General features: G+C 71.3%; 12 protein-coding genes and 1 pseudogene. 4 read left to right on the forward strand and 9 right to left on the reverse strand.

Annotated elements, in window-relative coordinates:
* Positions 1 to 116: 116 nt before the first annotated feature.
* Both ACY34M_RS37725 and ACY34M_RS37730 read left to right on the forward strand, forming a co-directional pair.
* On the forward strand, positions 117 to 1,559 hold the full coding sequence (locus tag ACY34M_RS37725) for an MFS transporter (RefSeq protein WP_462722747.1): 1,443 nt from the start codon (positions 117 to 119) through the stop codon (positions 1,557 to 1,559).
* A gap of 230 nt (positions 1,560 to 1,789) precedes the next feature.
* Positions 1,790 to 2,770, forward strand: coding sequence for an AraC family transcriptional regulator (locus ACY34M_RS37730; protein WP_462722746.1), 981 nt, complete (start codon positions 1,790 to 1,792; stop codon positions 2,768 to 2,770).
* Positions 2,771 to 3,156: 386 nt separating this feature from the next.
* Here the strand turns inward: ACY34M_RS37730 and metX are convergent, their stop codons facing one another.
* The 5 genes from metX to ACY34M_RS37755 form a co-directional block, all read right to left on the reverse strand.
* The gene (metX, locus tag ACY34M_RS37735; RefSeq protein WP_462722856.1) at positions 3,157 to 4,323 is read right to left on the reverse strand and encodes a homoserine O-acetyltransferase MetX; all 1,167 of its coding nucleotides are present in this window, start codon (positions 4,321 to 4,323) and stop codon (positions 3,157 to 3,159) included.
* Positions 4,320 to 5,681 (reverse strand): bifunctional o-acetylhomoserine/o-acetylserine sulfhydrylase, encoded by a 1,362-nt coding sequence (locus ACY34M_RS37740; protein WP_462722745.1) that lies wholly within the window; start codon positions 5,679 to 5,681, stop codon positions 4,320 to 4,322. Before ACY34M_RS37740 ends, metX begins: the two co-directional genes overlap by 4 nt.
* Positions 5,682 to 5,933: 252 nt before the next feature.
* Entirely contained in the window at positions 5,934 to 6,524 is a 591-nt protein-coding gene (gene yczE / locus ACY34M_RS37745) for a membrane protein YczE (protein ID WP_462722744.1), read from the reverse strand.
* Positions 6,517 to 7,101 carry a TetR/AcrR family transcriptional regulator gene (locus ACY34M_RS37750; protein ID WP_462722743.1) on the reverse strand — a complete coding sequence of 195 codons (585 nt, stop codon included), beginning with the start codon at positions 7,099 to 7,101 and terminating at the stop codon, positions 6,517 to 6,519. Before ACY34M_RS37750 ends, yczE begins: the two co-directional genes overlap by 8 nt.
* Positions 7,102 to 7,237: 136 nt before the next feature.
* Positions 7,238 to 8,665, reverse strand: coding sequence for an FG-GAP-like repeat-containing protein (locus ACY34M_RS37755; protein ID WP_462722742.1), 1,428 nt, complete (start codon positions 8,663 to 8,665; stop codon positions 7,238 to 7,240).
* Between the two features lie 473 nt (positions 8,666 to 9,138).
* Here ACY34M_RS37755 and ACY34M_RS37760 point away from each other — a divergent pair, with 473 nt between their 5' ends.
* A complete protein-coding gene (locus tag ACY34M_RS37760; protein WP_462722855.1) occupies positions 9,139 to 9,663 on the forward strand; it encodes a transglycosylase SLT domain-containing protein in 525 nt (174 codons plus the stop codon).
* A 71-nt stretch (positions 9,664 to 9,734) separates the two neighbouring features.
* Positions 9,735 to 10,883 (forward strand): LCP family protein, encoded by a 1,149-nt coding sequence (locus ACY34M_RS37765; protein WP_462722741.1) that lies wholly within the window; start codon positions 9,735 to 9,737, stop codon positions 10,881 to 10,883.
* A 10-nt stretch (positions 10,884 to 10,893) separates the two neighbouring features.
* On the opposite strand, the gene ACY34M_RS37770 is transcribed toward ACY34M_RS37765, so the two are convergent.
* The 4 genes and pseudogenes from ACY34M_RS37770 to ACY34M_RS37785 all read right to left on the reverse strand — a co-directional run.
* On the reverse strand, positions 10,894 to 12,408 hold the full coding sequence (locus ACY34M_RS37770; RefSeq protein WP_462722740.1) for a glycoside hydrolase family 43 protein: 1,515 nt from the start codon (positions 12,406 to 12,408) through the stop codon (positions 10,894 to 10,896).
* A 110-nt stretch (positions 12,409 to 12,518) separates the two neighbouring features.
* Positions 12,519 to 13,169 (reverse strand): O-methyltransferase, encoded by a 651-nt coding sequence (locus ACY34M_RS37775; protein WP_462722739.1) that lies wholly within the window; start codon positions 13,167 to 13,169, stop codon positions 12,519 to 12,521.
* 89 nt (positions 13,170 to 13,258) lie between these two features.
* Complete coding sequence (locus tag ACY34M_RS37780) at positions 13,259 to 14,065, reverse strand: alpha/beta fold hydrolase (RefSeq protein ID WP_462722738.1); 807 nt, start codon at positions 14,063 to 14,065, stop codon at positions 13,259 to 13,261.
* Positions 14,052 to 14,274 (reverse strand): annotated as a pseudogene (locus tag ACY34M_RS37785) (succinyl-CoA--3-ketoacid-CoA transferase); the annotation flags it as partial. The gene ACY34M_RS37780 and the pseudogene ACY34M_RS37785, both read right to left, overlap by 14 nt.

Consider the following 14,274-nt stretch of genomic DNA (forward strand, 5'->3'; position numbering starts at 1 on the left):
CGCGAGGTCGGGCGGCCCGTTCCAGCGCGCCGCCCGACCCCAACCCGCCCAACAGGGGCGGCCCTTGCTCCACGGCAACGGACCGGGGCCGCCCACCAATCGAAAGGCGACGGGCCATGACATCCGAACAGACCGAGGACAGGCCACGCAAACCAGGCGCCCCACCGGCGGACCTCACGGCGCCGGTGGCGGACGATCGCGACGCACGCGTCGCCCGGCTGACCGCCCGCATCGACCGGCTCCCCATGACCTGGATCCAGGGCCGCATCCTCACCCAAGGCGGCCTGAGTACCACGCTCGACGGCCTCGACCTCGGCATCATGTCGTTCCTGCTGCCCCTGATCACGACGGCGTTCGCGCTCACCGGCACCGAACAGGGCATGATCGCCAGCGCCACCCTTGCGGGCGCCCTGGTCGGCGACCTGTCGCTGGCGCTCCTCGGCAACCGGGTGGGCCGCAAGCCGCTGCTGCTGTGGTCGCTGGTCCTGTACAGCGGATGCACACTCCTGTCGGCTGCCTCGCCCGACTTCGGCTTCCTGCTGGCCCTGCGCTTCCTCGCGGGGGTGGGCGTCGGCGTCAACGTCAACATCGTCATTCCGTACCTGGCCGAGTTCGCGCCGCTCAAGACGCGCGCCACCTTCGTCGGCTCCCTCGCCGGATTCTTCGGCATGGGCTACGTGCTCGCCGCACTCATCGGCACGTTCGTCGTCGCCCGCGTCGAACACGGCTGGCGCTGGGGGCTCGTCCTCGTCGGGCTGCCCGTCGTCCTCGCGCTGTGGTGGCGGCGCAATCTGCCGGAGTCGCCGCGCTATCTGCTGCTCAAGGGGCGCGACGACGAGGCCGAGTCGGTCGTCGCCGAGCTGGAGGACGCCGTGCACCGGCGCACGGGCCGGCCGCTGCCCGACCCCGAACCCGCCGCACCGGCCGCGCCCCCGGCCGACTTGGGTGCCGCCGCGCAGTTCGCGGGGCTGTGGCGCGGCCCGTACCTGCGGCAGACCGTCGTGGTGTGGAGCATGTTCTTCGTCGCCAGCTTCGCCTACTACGGGTTCCTGACGTTCCTGCCCAGCATGCTGCTCGACCGGGGCATGAGCATCACCGACAGCTTCAGCTACGCGCTCCTGGTCGAACTCGCGCAGGTGCTCGGCTACTACCCGGCGGCCCGACTCGCCGACCGGACGGACCGCAAGTGGTCCATCGTCACCTGCCTCGCGGCCTCGACGCTCTGCGCCTACCTGCTGTCCCTGGCCCAGACCGACCTGCTGGTCCTGCTCTTGAGCCTGCTCCTCGGCTTCTTCCTCAACGGGCTGTACGCGCCCCTCTACACCTACCTGCCCGAGGTCTACCCCACCCAGCTGCGGTCCATGGCGGCCGCCACGTCGGACGCGTTCAGCCGGGTCGGCGGCATCGTCGCGCCCATGCTCATCGGCACCATGTACGCGTCGCTGCGCTTCACCGGCGTGTTCAGCCTGATCTGCGTCGTCCTCGGGGTCGGCTGCGTCCTCACACTCACGCTGTCCACCGCGACGAAGGGCAAGTCCCTGGAGGGGCTGACGGGTTAGGCGGGCGGGGGCCCGCTGATTGCCGCTCGTACCGGTCCAGGCGGTACCTCCCATCATGGGCCGGTCGGTCCCTGGTTGGAGGCCGCCCCCGCGCGTAGCCTCGTGCGAAACAGCTCGACCCGGCGTCGACCGGCACCCGCCTGATCGGTCCCAGCCCACGAAGCCGACTGCGCCTGCGCAGGGCGCGGCCAGGCGTGCCCCTGTGTACCCGGCCCGGAAAGAGGGCTGTCATGACCGATCCGCAAGCCGTGGAAAACGCACCACGACGCTTCGAGTTCGCCACGTCGGACCCGGACGAGGCGCAGGATTTCGTCAACCGGATGTACAGCGCCGGGCCGCCACGGACCGGGCGCGTTGAGCTGACGTCGCCGGTGTCCATCTCCCAGGTGAGCGTCGGCGGGCTGAGCTACGTCGACTTCACCATGCCACCCGACGTGACTCTGCACCTGAGCGGCACCGACGACCTGTCGGTCACCACGATCGTCACCGGCGGCACACACGCGGAACTGGGCAAGGACACCGAGGGGTACATCGCCGGGGACGTCTGCCTGGGCAGCTTCCCCGGCGCCGACTACCTGGTCCGGTGTGTCGGGTTCCGGGCCGGGATCATCACAGTGCCCCGTGTCGCGCTCGCAAAGGTCACCGCCGAACTGCCCGGCGGGCCACGTACCCCGCTGCGGTTCGACTCGTTGCGCCCGGTCTCCCCGGCAGCCGCCGAGCAGTGGCGGCGCGCGGCCGTCTTCGCCCGGGAGCTCCTGGAGGACAGCGAGGCCGCGGCCAGCCCGCTGATCGCCGGCAGCACCGCCCGGATGCTGGCCGCCGCCGCACTGACGGTCTTCCCCAGCAACGCACTGGCCGCGCCCGCCCCGCACGACAGCCGCGACGCCCGCCCCGAGACATTGCGCCGAGCCGTCGCGTTCATCGACGAGAACGCGCACGCCGACATCGGGTCCGCCGACATCGCGGCCGCCGCCCACGTCAGCGCCCGCGCGATACAGCTCGCCTTCCGCCGTCATCTGGGGATGACCCCACGGCAGTACCTGCGCCGGGTCCGACTCGATCACGTACGCCGCGAACTGCTCGCCGCCGACCCCGCGACCCGGACCGTCACGGCGATCGCCTTCCGGTGGGGCTTCTACAACCGAGGCCGCTTCGCCGCCGCCTATCGGGCCGCGTACGGCGACACCCCCAGCGCCACGCTGCGCGATTGACACATCGTGGACCGGGCCTCTCCCCGCTTCGCCGGCCGCCTTGGGGGAGGTGGCCGGCGAAGCGGGGGCTCCCGCGAAGCGGGTCACCGCCGACAGGCGGGGCGAGACCCGGACGGACTGCTCGGCGCCGACTCCGTCAGGCCGTCCCATTGCTGCCCACGAGGGGACGGAACCCAGTCTGCTTGTCGGCCCGTCGGCGCGCCGCCCCGAAAACGAAGCGTCGGCCCGACTGCGGTCCGCAAAGCGAACATTGCCCCCTCAGCTCGTCCGCGCTGCGCGGCGGCGCTGATGACGCGAACCGGTCACAGCTCGTACGCCACCGCCTGGCGAGGAACGTCGAACGGGTTCTGGGGGGGGCGATGCCCTGGAGACCAAGATGCGCTGGATCACGGGCCGGGCCGACCGCCGGACGGCGGCAGCAGCTCTTCGACGAGGGCGGCCACCTGGTCGACCTCGATGAGGAAGCCGTCGTGCCCGTACGGCGAATCGATCACCTGGAGGTCGTCCGCCGTGGTGATCCCCTCGGCCAGCGCCGCCTGTTGGGCGAGGGGATACAGGCGGTCGGAGGTCACGCCCGCCACGACGGTGCGTGCCGTGACGCGGCGCAGGGCCGCCCGCACCCCGCCCCGGCCCCGCCCCACGTCGTGGGCGTTCATGGCCTCGGTCAGGACGACGTAACTGGCGGCGTCGAACCGGGACACCAGCTTTTCGGCGTGGTGGTCCAGATAGGACTCGACCTCGTAGCGGCCGCCCCGCCACGGGTCCTCGGCCCCCTGCGCCGCGCGGCCGAACCGCGCGCCGAGCTCGTCCTCGCTGCGATACGTGACGTGTGCCAGACGCCGTGCCAGGCCCAGACCGGCCTCCGGTGCGTGACCTGTGCCGTGGTAGTGCCCGCCCCGCCAGTGCGGGTCCGAACGGATCGCGTGCAGCTGGACGGTGGCCCAGGCGATCTGCTCCGCGCTCGCCGCCGCTGCGGTGGCAAGGACCAGCAGGGCCCCGGTGCGCTCCGGCAGCGAGACGGCCCACTCAAGGGCGCGCATGCCGCCCATGGACCCGCCGACCACGAGCGCCCAGCGCCCGATCCCGAGGGCGTCGGCCAGCTCGGCCTCCGCCGCCACCTGGTCGCGGGGCGTCAGGAACGGGAAGTCCCCGCCCCAAGCGCGCCCGTCGGGCCGGGCGGACGCGGGACCGGTGCTGCCCCGGCAGCCGCCGAGCACGTTCGGAGCCACGATGAACCAGTGGGCGGGATCGAGCGCGCGGCCCGGACCGATCAGCCCGTCCCACCAGCCGGGGGAGGGGTGACCGGGACCCGCGGGCCCCGCCACGTGACTGTCACCGGTCAGCGCGTGCAGGACGAGCACCGCGTTGGAACCGTCCGCCGCCAGCCGTCCCCACGTCTCGAACGCCAGCTGCACGGAGGGGAGTTGACCACCCGCCTCCAGGTGCAGCGGCGACGTACGGGTGAACCACTGGCGGCGGCCCGCCGGTTCCCCTTCCGGCCGGCCGCCACCGGCCGGAAGGGAGACTCGGGAGTGAGCCGGAACGGCGCTCAGGACGCCCCCTTCGCGGCCCGGAACCCCGCCTCCAGATCGGCCTTCAGATCGGCGAGATGCTCGATGCCCACCGAAAGCCGCACCAGACCGGGGGACGCCCCCGTGGCGGCCAGCTGCTCCTCGTCGAGCTGACTGTGCGTGGTGGACGCCGGGTGGATGATGAGGCTGCGTACGTCACCGATGTTGGCGAGGTGGCTGAACAGCTCGACCGCGTCCACGAAGCGCTTGCCCGCCTCGACGCCGTCCCGCAGCTCGAAGGAGAGCACCGCGCCCGCTCCGCGCGGCAGGTACCGCTGCCCCGCCGCGTACCAGCGGTTGGACTCGAGGCCCGGATAGTGCACGGCCGACACCTCGTCGCGCTGCTCCAGCCACTCGGCCAGCGCCTGCGCGTTCGCCGAGTGCCGCTCGATCCGCAGGCTGAGCGTCTCCACGCCCTGGAGCAGCAGGAACGCCGAGTGCGGGGCGATCGCCGGACCCAGGTCGCGCAGCAGTTGCACCCGCAGCTTGACCGCGAACGCCCCGGGGCCGAGCGCCGGCCAGTACCGCAGGCCGTGGTAGCTGGCATCGGGCTCGACGAAGTCGGGGAACCGCTCGGCGTGCGCGCCGAAGTCGAAGGTGCCGCCGTCGACGACGACACCCCCGACGGTGGTGCCGTGGCCGCCGAGGAACTTGGTCGCGGAGTGCACGACGACGTCGGCGCCGTGCTCGATCGGCCGCAGGAGATAGGGGGTCGGGACGGTGTTGTCCACGATCAGCGGCACACCCGCCTCGTGCGCCGCGTCGGCGACCGCGCGCACGTCCAGGACGTTGCCGCGCGGGTTGCCCAGTGTCTCGGCGAACAGGGCCTTGGTGTTCGGCCGCACGGCGGCCTTCCATGCCTCGATGTCGTCAGGGTCGTCGACGAAGGACACCTCGATGCCGAACTTGGGCAGGGTGTGGCGGAACAGGTTGTAGGTACCGCCGTACAGCGAAGCGCTGGAGACGATGTGGTCGCCCGCGCTCGCCACCGTGAGGATCGCCAGGGTCTCCGCCGCCTGACCGGAGGCCAGTGCCACGGCCGCGACGCCGCCTTCAAGGGCGGCGATGCGCTGCTCCAGCACGTCCTGGGTGGGGTTGTGGATACGGGTGTAGATGTTGCCGGGTTCCGCGAGCGAGAAGAGGTCGGCGGCGTGCTGCGTGTCCCGGAAGACGTACGACGTCGTCTGGTAGACCGGCGTCGCACGCGCGCCGGTGGCCGGGTCGGGTGATGCGCCCGAGTGGATCTGCCGCGTCTCGAACGACCAGGCGGGGCTGTCGGGCGCGGCGCTCTCGTCGGCCGCGGTGTGCCCCGCGGTGACGGCGTCGATGGGCTGGCTCATGGTTCTCCCTGGGTGGGCGGCGCCGGAGCGCGTGCGGGGGATGCACCGGTTCGAGGCAACCGGGTACTGAAGACGTACGAGAAGGTGTGCGGCGTCAGTCCCGCGCCGGACAGCGCATGGGGGCGACGCGGCCGTGGGCGACTGAACTACAGGTCACGTACGCGGACATGACGGCAGGTAACCACACGGGACGGCCCGTGGACCGGGCAGTGCACACGACTGCAACGAGGTGGCCATACTCGCCAACAACCGTTAACGCAGCTCCAGTTTGGGCAGCGCGTAGCCCACCAGTGGACCTATCGCGACGGCGAACACCACGGTGGCGATGCCCACGCTGCCACCCAGCAGCCAGCCCACGGCCAGCACCGACACCTCGATCGCCGCGCGCGCCGCCGTCACGGGAATGCCCCGGGCGGCGAGCCCCGTCATCAGCCCGTCACGGGGACCGGGGCCCCATCCGGCCCCGACGTAGAGCCCGGTCGCCACGGCCACGCCGCACACCGACACCAGGAGGAAGGCCACGCCCTCGGCCGTGTTCCGGGCCGCGGGGAGCCAGGCGACGCCCAGGTCGAGGAACGGCCCGACGAGCAGCGCGTTGGCGAGGGTGCCGACGCCGGGGCGCTGGCGCAGCGGGAGCCACAGGACCAGCAGGGCCAGCGAGACGACGATGACGACCTCGCCGAGAGTGAGGCCGGTGGCCAGGGCGACGCCCTGGGTGAAGACGGTCCACGGATCGGCACCGAGGCCCGCCTTGATCAGCAGGGCCAGCGACAACCCGAACAGGGCCAGACCGGCCACGATCCGCGCCGAGCGCTGGACCGGCCGGTCGGACAGGCTACGCATGGGCGTGCACGGCCGCCTCGACGAGTACCTCGGCGGCCCGGGTGGCGTCGGCGACCGCGGCGGCCGCCGCACCGTGCCCGTGCACGACCACGCGTGCGGCCACTCCGTCGATGAGCAGCAGGAGCTGAGAGGCGAGCACGTCCGGGGAGCCGGCGCCCGTCTCCTCGCACAGCCCGGTGAGCGTGCCCAGCAGCCACCGCTTCTCGTCCCGGGCCGCGGCCGTGACCAGTTCGTCGGACGGTGCCAGCTCGGCGGCGGCGTTGACGAAGGCGCAGCCGCGTTCGCCCTGCTCCTCGTACCAGTCGGCGAGCCACGCGAACAGGGCCAGGACGCGCGGCGCACCCGGCGCGACGCCGGGGAGGCGGTCCTCCAGGTCGGCGGCGCGCCGCGCGTGGCGACTCCTGAGCGCCTCGGCGGCCAGCGCCGACTTCGAAGGGAAATGGGCGTACAGGGTCGGCTTGGTCACCCCGGCCTCGTGCACCACGGCGTCGACGTTGGTCGAGGCGATGCCCCGCTCGTAGAAGACGCCATCGGCCGCGGCGAGCAGACGCGCTCGCGAGGTGGTGTTCCGCTTCATAAATCTAACTTACCAGTTAGTTTAATCAAGCGTCGTCCGGTGAGGGCTGCCGTCCGGTGAGGGCTGCCGTCCGGTGAGGGCCGACCGACGGCCCTCACCGGGGCGAGCGGAGCGAGGCCCGTCGCCCGCGGCCGCCTCAGCCGCGGTTCGTGGCGCCCAGGGAGGAGCCGAAGCGGGCCTTGGCCGCCGGGTGGTCCAGGTCCTCCGGGTTGAAGAGGATCGAACCCTTGCCGGTCGGGCCGTCCGCCGAGCCGGGGATGACGCTGACCGCGCCGGTGCCGAGGTACTTGCCGGGCGCGCCGACGGTGAGGTCGGCCGTGCCGTCCCCGTCGTAGTCGCCTGCGGCCACCGCCGAGCCGAAGAGGTCGTTGCCCTCGCTGGCTCCGGTCACGCCGGGCGTGGCCAGGGTGATGGTGCGCGCGCCCTGCGCGTTCAGGCCGGAGTCGGCACCGGGCACGACCGTCACCGCCCCCGCGTTGTTGAAGCCGTCCGGGTCGGTGGCGGTGGTGTCGGCGGTGACGAGGTCGGCGTGGCCGTCGCCGTCGAGATCGGCGAGGACACCGGCCCGGCCGGGGCTCGCCTGCCCCTCGTACGCCACGCCCTGTCCCATCCCCGATGTGGTGCCGGGGAACATGCGCATCAGGAAGTCGTCCGGGCCGTCCTCGGCGGTGGTGTCCACGACGATGTCGTCCTTGCCGTCGCCGGTGACGTCTCCGGCGACGAGGCTGTAGCCCGCGAACGGCAGGCCGGTCTTGCCCAGTGTCGCGCCGGTGAGGCCCGTGGCGGACCCGGCCAGGACACCGAGGGTGCCCTCGTCCGCCGGATCGTCGGAGTAGGCGACGGTGGCGAGGTCCTTGTACCCGTCCCCGTTGACGTCGGCCGCCGCGATCCGCCCGGTTCCGGCGCCGCCGCCGGGCGGGGTGAGCGTCTTCATGGCCGGCTTCGGGGTGTCGCGCAGCTTCGTGGCCCCCTTCACCACGTGCACCTTCGTCCCGGCCGCGACGGCGATGTCGGCGCGGCCGTCGTGGTCGAAGTCGCCGACGGCCAGCTTGTCGCCGAAGGCCTGACGCGCCGTCGGGGTCGGGGCGTTGAAGGCGATGGCGTCCGCGCTCAGCCCGCCCTTCGCACCGAAGACGACCGTGACGGAACCGGCTCCCTTCACCGAGCCGATGGCCTCACCGCCCGCCCCGATGACCAGATCCGCGTACCCGTCGCCGTCCACGTCCCCGACGGCCGTCGCCGAACCGAACCGGTCGCCCGCCTCCGGGGTGCCGGGGATGCCCGCGGTGCGCTGGGTGATGCCCTTGTGGCGGGTGGTGCGCACACCCTGCGCGGTGCCGTACGCCACCGAGACGTAACCGGCCTTCGCGAACCCGGCGATCGTCCCCTCCGGCGCGCCGACCGCCAGGTCGCCGAAGCCGTCGCCGTCGAAGTCGCCCGCGCGGGCGGCCGCCGCCAGGGACTCGGACTGCGCCTGCGCGGGTGCCGCCAGCAGCACGCCTCCCGTCACCGCCAGCGCCGTCGCACACGCTGCGAGCATCCGTTGCCGTCTCACGCCGTTCATGCACACTCCCGTAGTCCTGTCGCCGTGGCGCCGGAGCGCGGGGATTTCCGGTCGGAACCCCCGCCGAATCCGGCGCATGGTCATCACAGCAGACCCACGGGGCACGTGACTGGTTGCCCACGCCGGGGTGGAGGAGGTGTGAACGGCGGACATCGTCCGCCGGTACCGAGCCCCGAGAGACCCCCTCGGACCGCTCAGGCTGTGAGCCCACCCATATGAGCCACGGCACATGCTAAGGACGGTAGTAATCCCGGCCCGCAGGGAACGCCGCCGCCCGACGCCCGTCCGAAGTGCCCGATCTGCCGGGTCTGCGTACCTCGGTAGTACGTCACACCTTTGCGTCCACCCACCGCGCGCCGCTAACCCTGAGTGAGTCCCGAGCAGCCGGGAACGGCCGGAGCACACCGGCACCGGCTCGCGCCGCACGACGCAGTTCGTGCACCACCCCGTAGGAGAGGCACCCCCTCATGCTGATGCCGTTTGCCCCGATCCCGGCGCGCGCCGCCAACCGCACCGACCGCATGCGCCGGATCTCCGCCGCCGGAATCGCCACGGCGGCCGCTGCCGCGGCCGCGCTCACCCTGGTGCCCTCCTCGCCGGCGCAGGCGGCCGAGCACACCGCGCCCGCCAAGACGGCCGCCGCCACGACCAAGACCGCGGCGCCCGCCAAGACGTACGCGAACAACCTCGACGGCTGGATCCGCGAGTCCCTCGACATCATGAAGGCCAAGGGCATCCCCGGCTCCTACGAGGGCCTGCACCGCAACATCATGCGCGAGTCCTCCGGCAACCCGAACGCCGAGAACGGCTGGGACATCAACGCCCAGAACGGCGTCCCGTCCAAGGGCCTGCTCCAGGTGATCCAGCCCACCTTCGACACGTACCACGTCGCGGGTACGGCGAACAGCATCACGGACCCGGTCGCCAACATCACCGCGGCCGCCAACTACGCCGCCGACCGCTACGGCTCCATCGACAACGTCGACTCGGCGTACTGAGCCACTGGCCGGCGAACACACCGGCCCGTGGCACCGAGCACGCAGCACCGAGCAGTGAGGAAGCCCCCCCCATGCAGCACGAGAGCGGGAACGAGCACCAGTCGCACCCGGCCGATGAGCCGAAGGTGCCCGTGGTGCCCGCCTACGGCCCCGCACGGCTGCGCCGCTCCCGGCACCGCAAGCGCAAGCGCGCCCTGCGCTGGATCGCCGGCGGAGCCCTGGGCCTGACCCTGGTCGGTGGCGGCGGCGCCGCCTACGCCTGGCAGCACCTCAACGGCAACATCAAGGGCACGGACGTGGACGCCGCACTCGGCACCAACCGACCGGACCAGCAGCACGACGGCGCGATGAACATCCTCCTGCTCGGCTCCGACTCCCGGGCGGGAACCCACGGCGAGTACGGCAGCGGCGTCCTCGGCGCCCGCGCCGACACCGCGATGGTCCTGCACGTCGACAAGACCCACAAGAAGGCTTCGGTCGTCAGCATCCCGCGTGACACCGAGGTGGACCGCCCCACCTGCAAGACGTCGCACGGTGACGTCCCGGCGGAGCACAACGCCGTGTTCAACTCCTCGTACGCGCAGGGCGGTCCCGCCTGCACCGTGAAGACGGTCGAGAAGATGTCCGGCGTGCGCATGGACCACTACCTCGAGGTCGACTTCAAGGGATTCCAGAAGCTGATCGACGAGCTCGGCGGCGTGGACATCACCACGCGCACCGCCATCCACGACAGCAGCAGCGGCCTGTCCCTCGACACCGGAAAGCACCGCCTCAAGGGCAAGGACGCGCTGGCGCTCGTCCGCACCCGGCACGGCGTGGCCGACGGCAGCGACCTCGGCCGCATCCAGCTCCAGCAGGCGTTCATCAAGGCACTGATCCACCGGGCCGACACGGTCGACCCGTTCGGCAGCCCGAGCAAGTCCTACGCGCTGGCGGACACGGCGACCAAGAGCATCAGCGCGGACTCCGAGCTGGCGTCCGCCGACAAACTCCTGGGCCTGGCCAAGGAGTTGAAGGGCATCAGCCCCGACCGCACCACCATGGTCACGCTGCCGGTCACCTACGACGCGCAGGACCCGAGCCGCGTCCTCCCCCTCGACAAGGCCACGCACCGTGTGTGGAAGGCCGTCCGCCACGACCAGCCCATCCCGAAGAAGGCGACCCACGGCTCGGTAGGGGACCGCACCGACTCGCCGTTGGTGTCGGGCGCGGGGGCCTGACGGCCGGGCCTCAGTCCGTGTAGACCTCCGCCCGGTCCACGCTCACGAACGCGCCCGACGAGGATGCGCTCTTGTCGCCGGTCACCCGGACCCGCAGCGTGTGCGGACCGTTCGACAGGCGTGGGCTGAGGTACTGGAGGGTCTCGCCGGTGCGGATCGCGCCGTAGAAGTCGACCCGCTTCTCGGGGCCGCCGTCGACGCTGATCGCGGCGATGCCGTTGCCGGTGTCCTGCACGGACAGCAGGGCGATCCGGGTGCCGGTGAAGGAGTACGTCGCGGTGTTGCCCGCCTGGTCGCTCCAGTGGTCGTCGCTCCAGAAGCACTGCGTCCCGCAGCCCGTCCCCGACTTCCAGGTGCCGGTGTACTTGACGGAGCCGGATCCGCTGGAGCGGCCGTCGTCGTTGATCCAGTGGTTGCCGGATCCGGGGTCGCCCGAGGGCAGGTTCTGGGTGGCGCCCAGGGCGAGCGGGGTGCCGAGGTTCGGGCTGCCGTCGGCGTTCCAACCGATCTTCTGCGCGCGGGTCGTGCGGTTGCTGTAGGTGTTCGTCGACGTGGTCTTCGCGTGGTAGATCAGCCAGTCCTCCTTGCCGTCGGGCGACGTGAAGAACGCGTGGTGGCCGGGGCCGAACACACCACGGTCGTCCGCCCGCTTGAAGACCGGCCCGTCGTGCTGCTTCCAGTTGCCCGGCACGAGCGGATCCGCGCCGTCGGCAAGCGACATCATCCACACCTGATAGTCGGGCTTGCCCGTGTCGCAGGTCGAATACGTCATCCACGTACGGCCGTTGCGGTTCAGGAACTCCGGACCCTCGCGGACCTCGGGGCAGCCACCCGCGCCGTCGATGGCGACCGCGTCACCCGAGACGGTGTACGGGTTCGACAGCGGCGCGATGTTGAGGCCGTTGTGCTGGTACCCGTTGATGCCGCTGTACGCGAGGTACAGCTTGCCGTTGTGCCGAAGGATGCCCGGATCGATCGCGAAGTCGTCTCTGTGGTTGGGCGGGGTCAGCTTCGCCTTGAAGTGGTACGGGCCCGTCGGGTCGTCGCCCTCGGACTCCAGGACGTAGAGACGGTGGTGCTCGTCCGTGCCGTCGTCGGCGGTGTAGTACATGTACCAGCGCTCGCCGAAGCGGTAGAACTCCGGCGCCCAGATGTGCTGGTTACGCGAGGCGTCGCTGTCCGTCCACACGGTCTTCGGGTCGGCGTCGAGCAGCGTGGCCAGGGAGGGCGAGCTCCACATCTTGATGCTGCCGCCCTGGGTGGTGGTGAGGTGGTAGGCCCCGTTCGCGTAGGACAGGAAGGGGTCGGGGCCCGTGTTGAGCGGATTGCGGAACGTACTCGATGCGGTCGCCGACGCCGTCTTCTTCGCGGAGGCCGGAGCCTGCTTCTGCGTGTTCTGCGTGTTCTGCGTGTTCTGCGTGGAGGTCGATTCCGGCTTCTCCGCGGTGGCCTGTGCTGCGCCGACCAGGCCGACGGCCAGGGCGAACAACGCGGTGGCCACGGCGGCACGGGGGCGTGCGCGCACAAGCTTCTCCTCTGCACCGATGTAGGTCTTGTGGCTTCTGGACGCTAGGCAAGGGGCTGAGGCATGTCAACGCGGCGCCCGGGGCGGCGAGTCGACTCTCGACAAGCTGGTCAGCGACGCAGGGACAACTCGCCCTGAGGCTTGTACGTCGAACCGCTGAGCAGCGGCAGGTTGAGATAACCGCTGTCGGGCTCCTGGACGTAGTCCAGGAATTCCTTGTCCCTGTTCTCGTTGTAGATCAACGCGCCGGACCGGAGTTTCGGTTCGATGACCTTCAGGACGTCCAGGGAGACTTGGGGAGCCCATCCGTCGATGAGGGCGAAGTCGATCTCGTCGGGAACGGACGCGAGCGTGTTCCTGGCGTCCCCTTCGAGGAACGTCACGTAGTCGCCGAGGCCCGCGCGGGCGATGTTCTCGCGCGCCTGCCGGACCTTCTCCGGTACGAGTTCGGCGGTGTACACCATGCCCTGACCGCTGTCCCGTACGGCCGCCGCGAGGAACAGGGTGGAGAAGCCGAGGGATGTCGCGAACTCCACGACGCGGCGCGCCCGCCCGTGACGGGCCAGCAGGTAGAGCTGGTCGCCCTGTTCGGGGCTGAGCGAGAACCCGGTCCCGGCGTGCCGACGAGGGTCCGGGTCGTGGGCGTACGTGTCCCAATTGATGCGCCGCTCGCGCTCGTACAGTTCGTCGAGCACCCCGAGGACGCGCGGATCCGTGATGAGCCGACTGTGGAACGGCGGTCGCTCGGTCCGCGGGTCCATGTCTTCGTCGTTGCTGGGTCGGGCTTCTTCTGACACCACGCGTCTCCCATCGAACCAACGTCAAGGTTCAGGGAAGCCTAACCTAAGTATCACGACGGTCCGGGGCTGCTGCTCAGGTGTGTGATCACTGCCCGGGCCAGCGGGCCGGGGTTCTCGACGGCGAGGTGCGCGCAGTCGAGGGTCAACAGAGCTGCCGTGCGCATCCCCCGGGCCAGTTCACGGGCGTGCTCCGCGGGAGTCGCCACGTCGTGGACGCCGCTGATCACGAGGGCCGGTGTGTCGATCCGGTCGAGCTCCCCGCGCAGATCCCAGTCGGCGAGTGCGTCGCAGCAGGCGGCGTAACCGGCCGGATCGCACCGGGCGAGGGTGTCGAGCAGTGCCTTTCCGAGAGGTGTGTCGGCAGTGGCGGAGGGATCCGTGAACCAGCGGCTCGGGCTGCTCGACACAAGTTCGTCCATGCCCCGCGTACGAACGAGGTGTGCGCGCTGGCGCCAGGGCCCCGCCTCGCCGAAGTGGGCGGACGTGCAGATCAGCGCGAGGCTCTCCAGTCGCTCGGGGTGCCGACGTGCGAGGTGCGCACCGATGGCTCCGCCGAGCGAGATGCCGGCGTAGTGGAAGGTCGCCCGCTCGTGGGCGTCGACGAGGTCGAGCACGCGATCGGCCAGTTCGGCGACGGTGGTGTGACCGGCAGCCGGATCCTTGAGGAGGTCCGTGGGCGACCCGCCATGGCCCGGCAGGTCGAAGCGGAGAACCCGGAAGCGCTCCGCGAGGTCCGCCAGGTGCGGGTCCCACACGGTCGTCGACGTGCCCAGCGAGGGGCCGAGAACGAGGAGCGGGGCGTTCTCGCGACCGTCGAGGGTGTGGTGCAACAGCTGCGGCGAATCAGGGGCTGCCAACGTGACTCCGGGGGTTCGAGGACGAGGCCGGTGTCTCCAGTGTCCTGGGGACGACGACCTCGGCGGCGGTGCGATCGAGGACCTGCCGCACCGTCACATCGGGTGCGCACTCGACCAGTTCGAGGCCGTCGTCGGTCACGTCGAGCACGGCGAGGTCGGTGATGATGCGGTCGACGCAGCCCTTGCCGGTGAGGGGCAGGGAGCACTCC

This window comes from Streptomyces sp. EDA2-14, assembly GCF_054963755.1.

What these genes read in the sequence shown, in the direction of transcription:
- ACY34M_RS37725 (WP_462722747.1), top strand. Translation starts at nt 117, where the DNA reads ATGACATCCGAACAGACCGAGGACAGGCCACGCAAACCAGGCGCCCCA.
- ACY34M_RS37740 (WP_462722745.1), bottom strand. Translation starts at nt 5,681, where the DNA reads ATGAGCCAGCCCATCGACGCCGTCACCGCGGGGCACACCGCGGCCGAC.
- ACY34M_RS37760 (WP_462722855.1), top strand. Translation starts at nt 9,139, where the DNA reads ATGCCGTTTGCCCCGATCCCGGCGCGCGCCGCCAACCGCACCGACCGC.
- ACY34M_RS37775 (WP_462722739.1), bottom strand. Translation starts at nt 13,169, where the DNA reads ATGGACCCGCGGACCGAGCGACCGCCGTTCCACAGTCGGCTCATCACG.
- ACY34M_RS37755 (WP_462722742.1), bottom strand. Translation starts at nt 8,665, where the DNA reads ATGAACGGCGTGAGACGGCAACGGATGCTCGCAGCGTGTGCGACGGCG.
- yczE (WP_462722744.1), bottom strand. Translation starts at nt 6,524, where the DNA reads ATGCGTAGCCTGTCCGACCGGCCGGTCCAGCGCTCGGCGCGGATCGTG.
- ACY34M_RS37730 (WP_462722746.1), top strand. Translation starts at nt 1,790, where the DNA reads ATGACCGATCCGCAAGCCGTGGAAAACGCACCACGACGCTTCGAGTTC.
- ACY34M_RS37750 (WP_462722743.1), bottom strand. Translation starts at nt 7,101, where the DNA reads ATGAAGCGGAACACCACCTCGCGAGCGCGTCTGCTCGCCGCGGCCGAT.
- ACY34M_RS37765 (WP_462722741.1), top strand. Translation starts at nt 9,735, where the DNA reads ATGCAGCACGAGAGCGGGAACGAGCACCAGTCGCACCCGGCCGATGAG.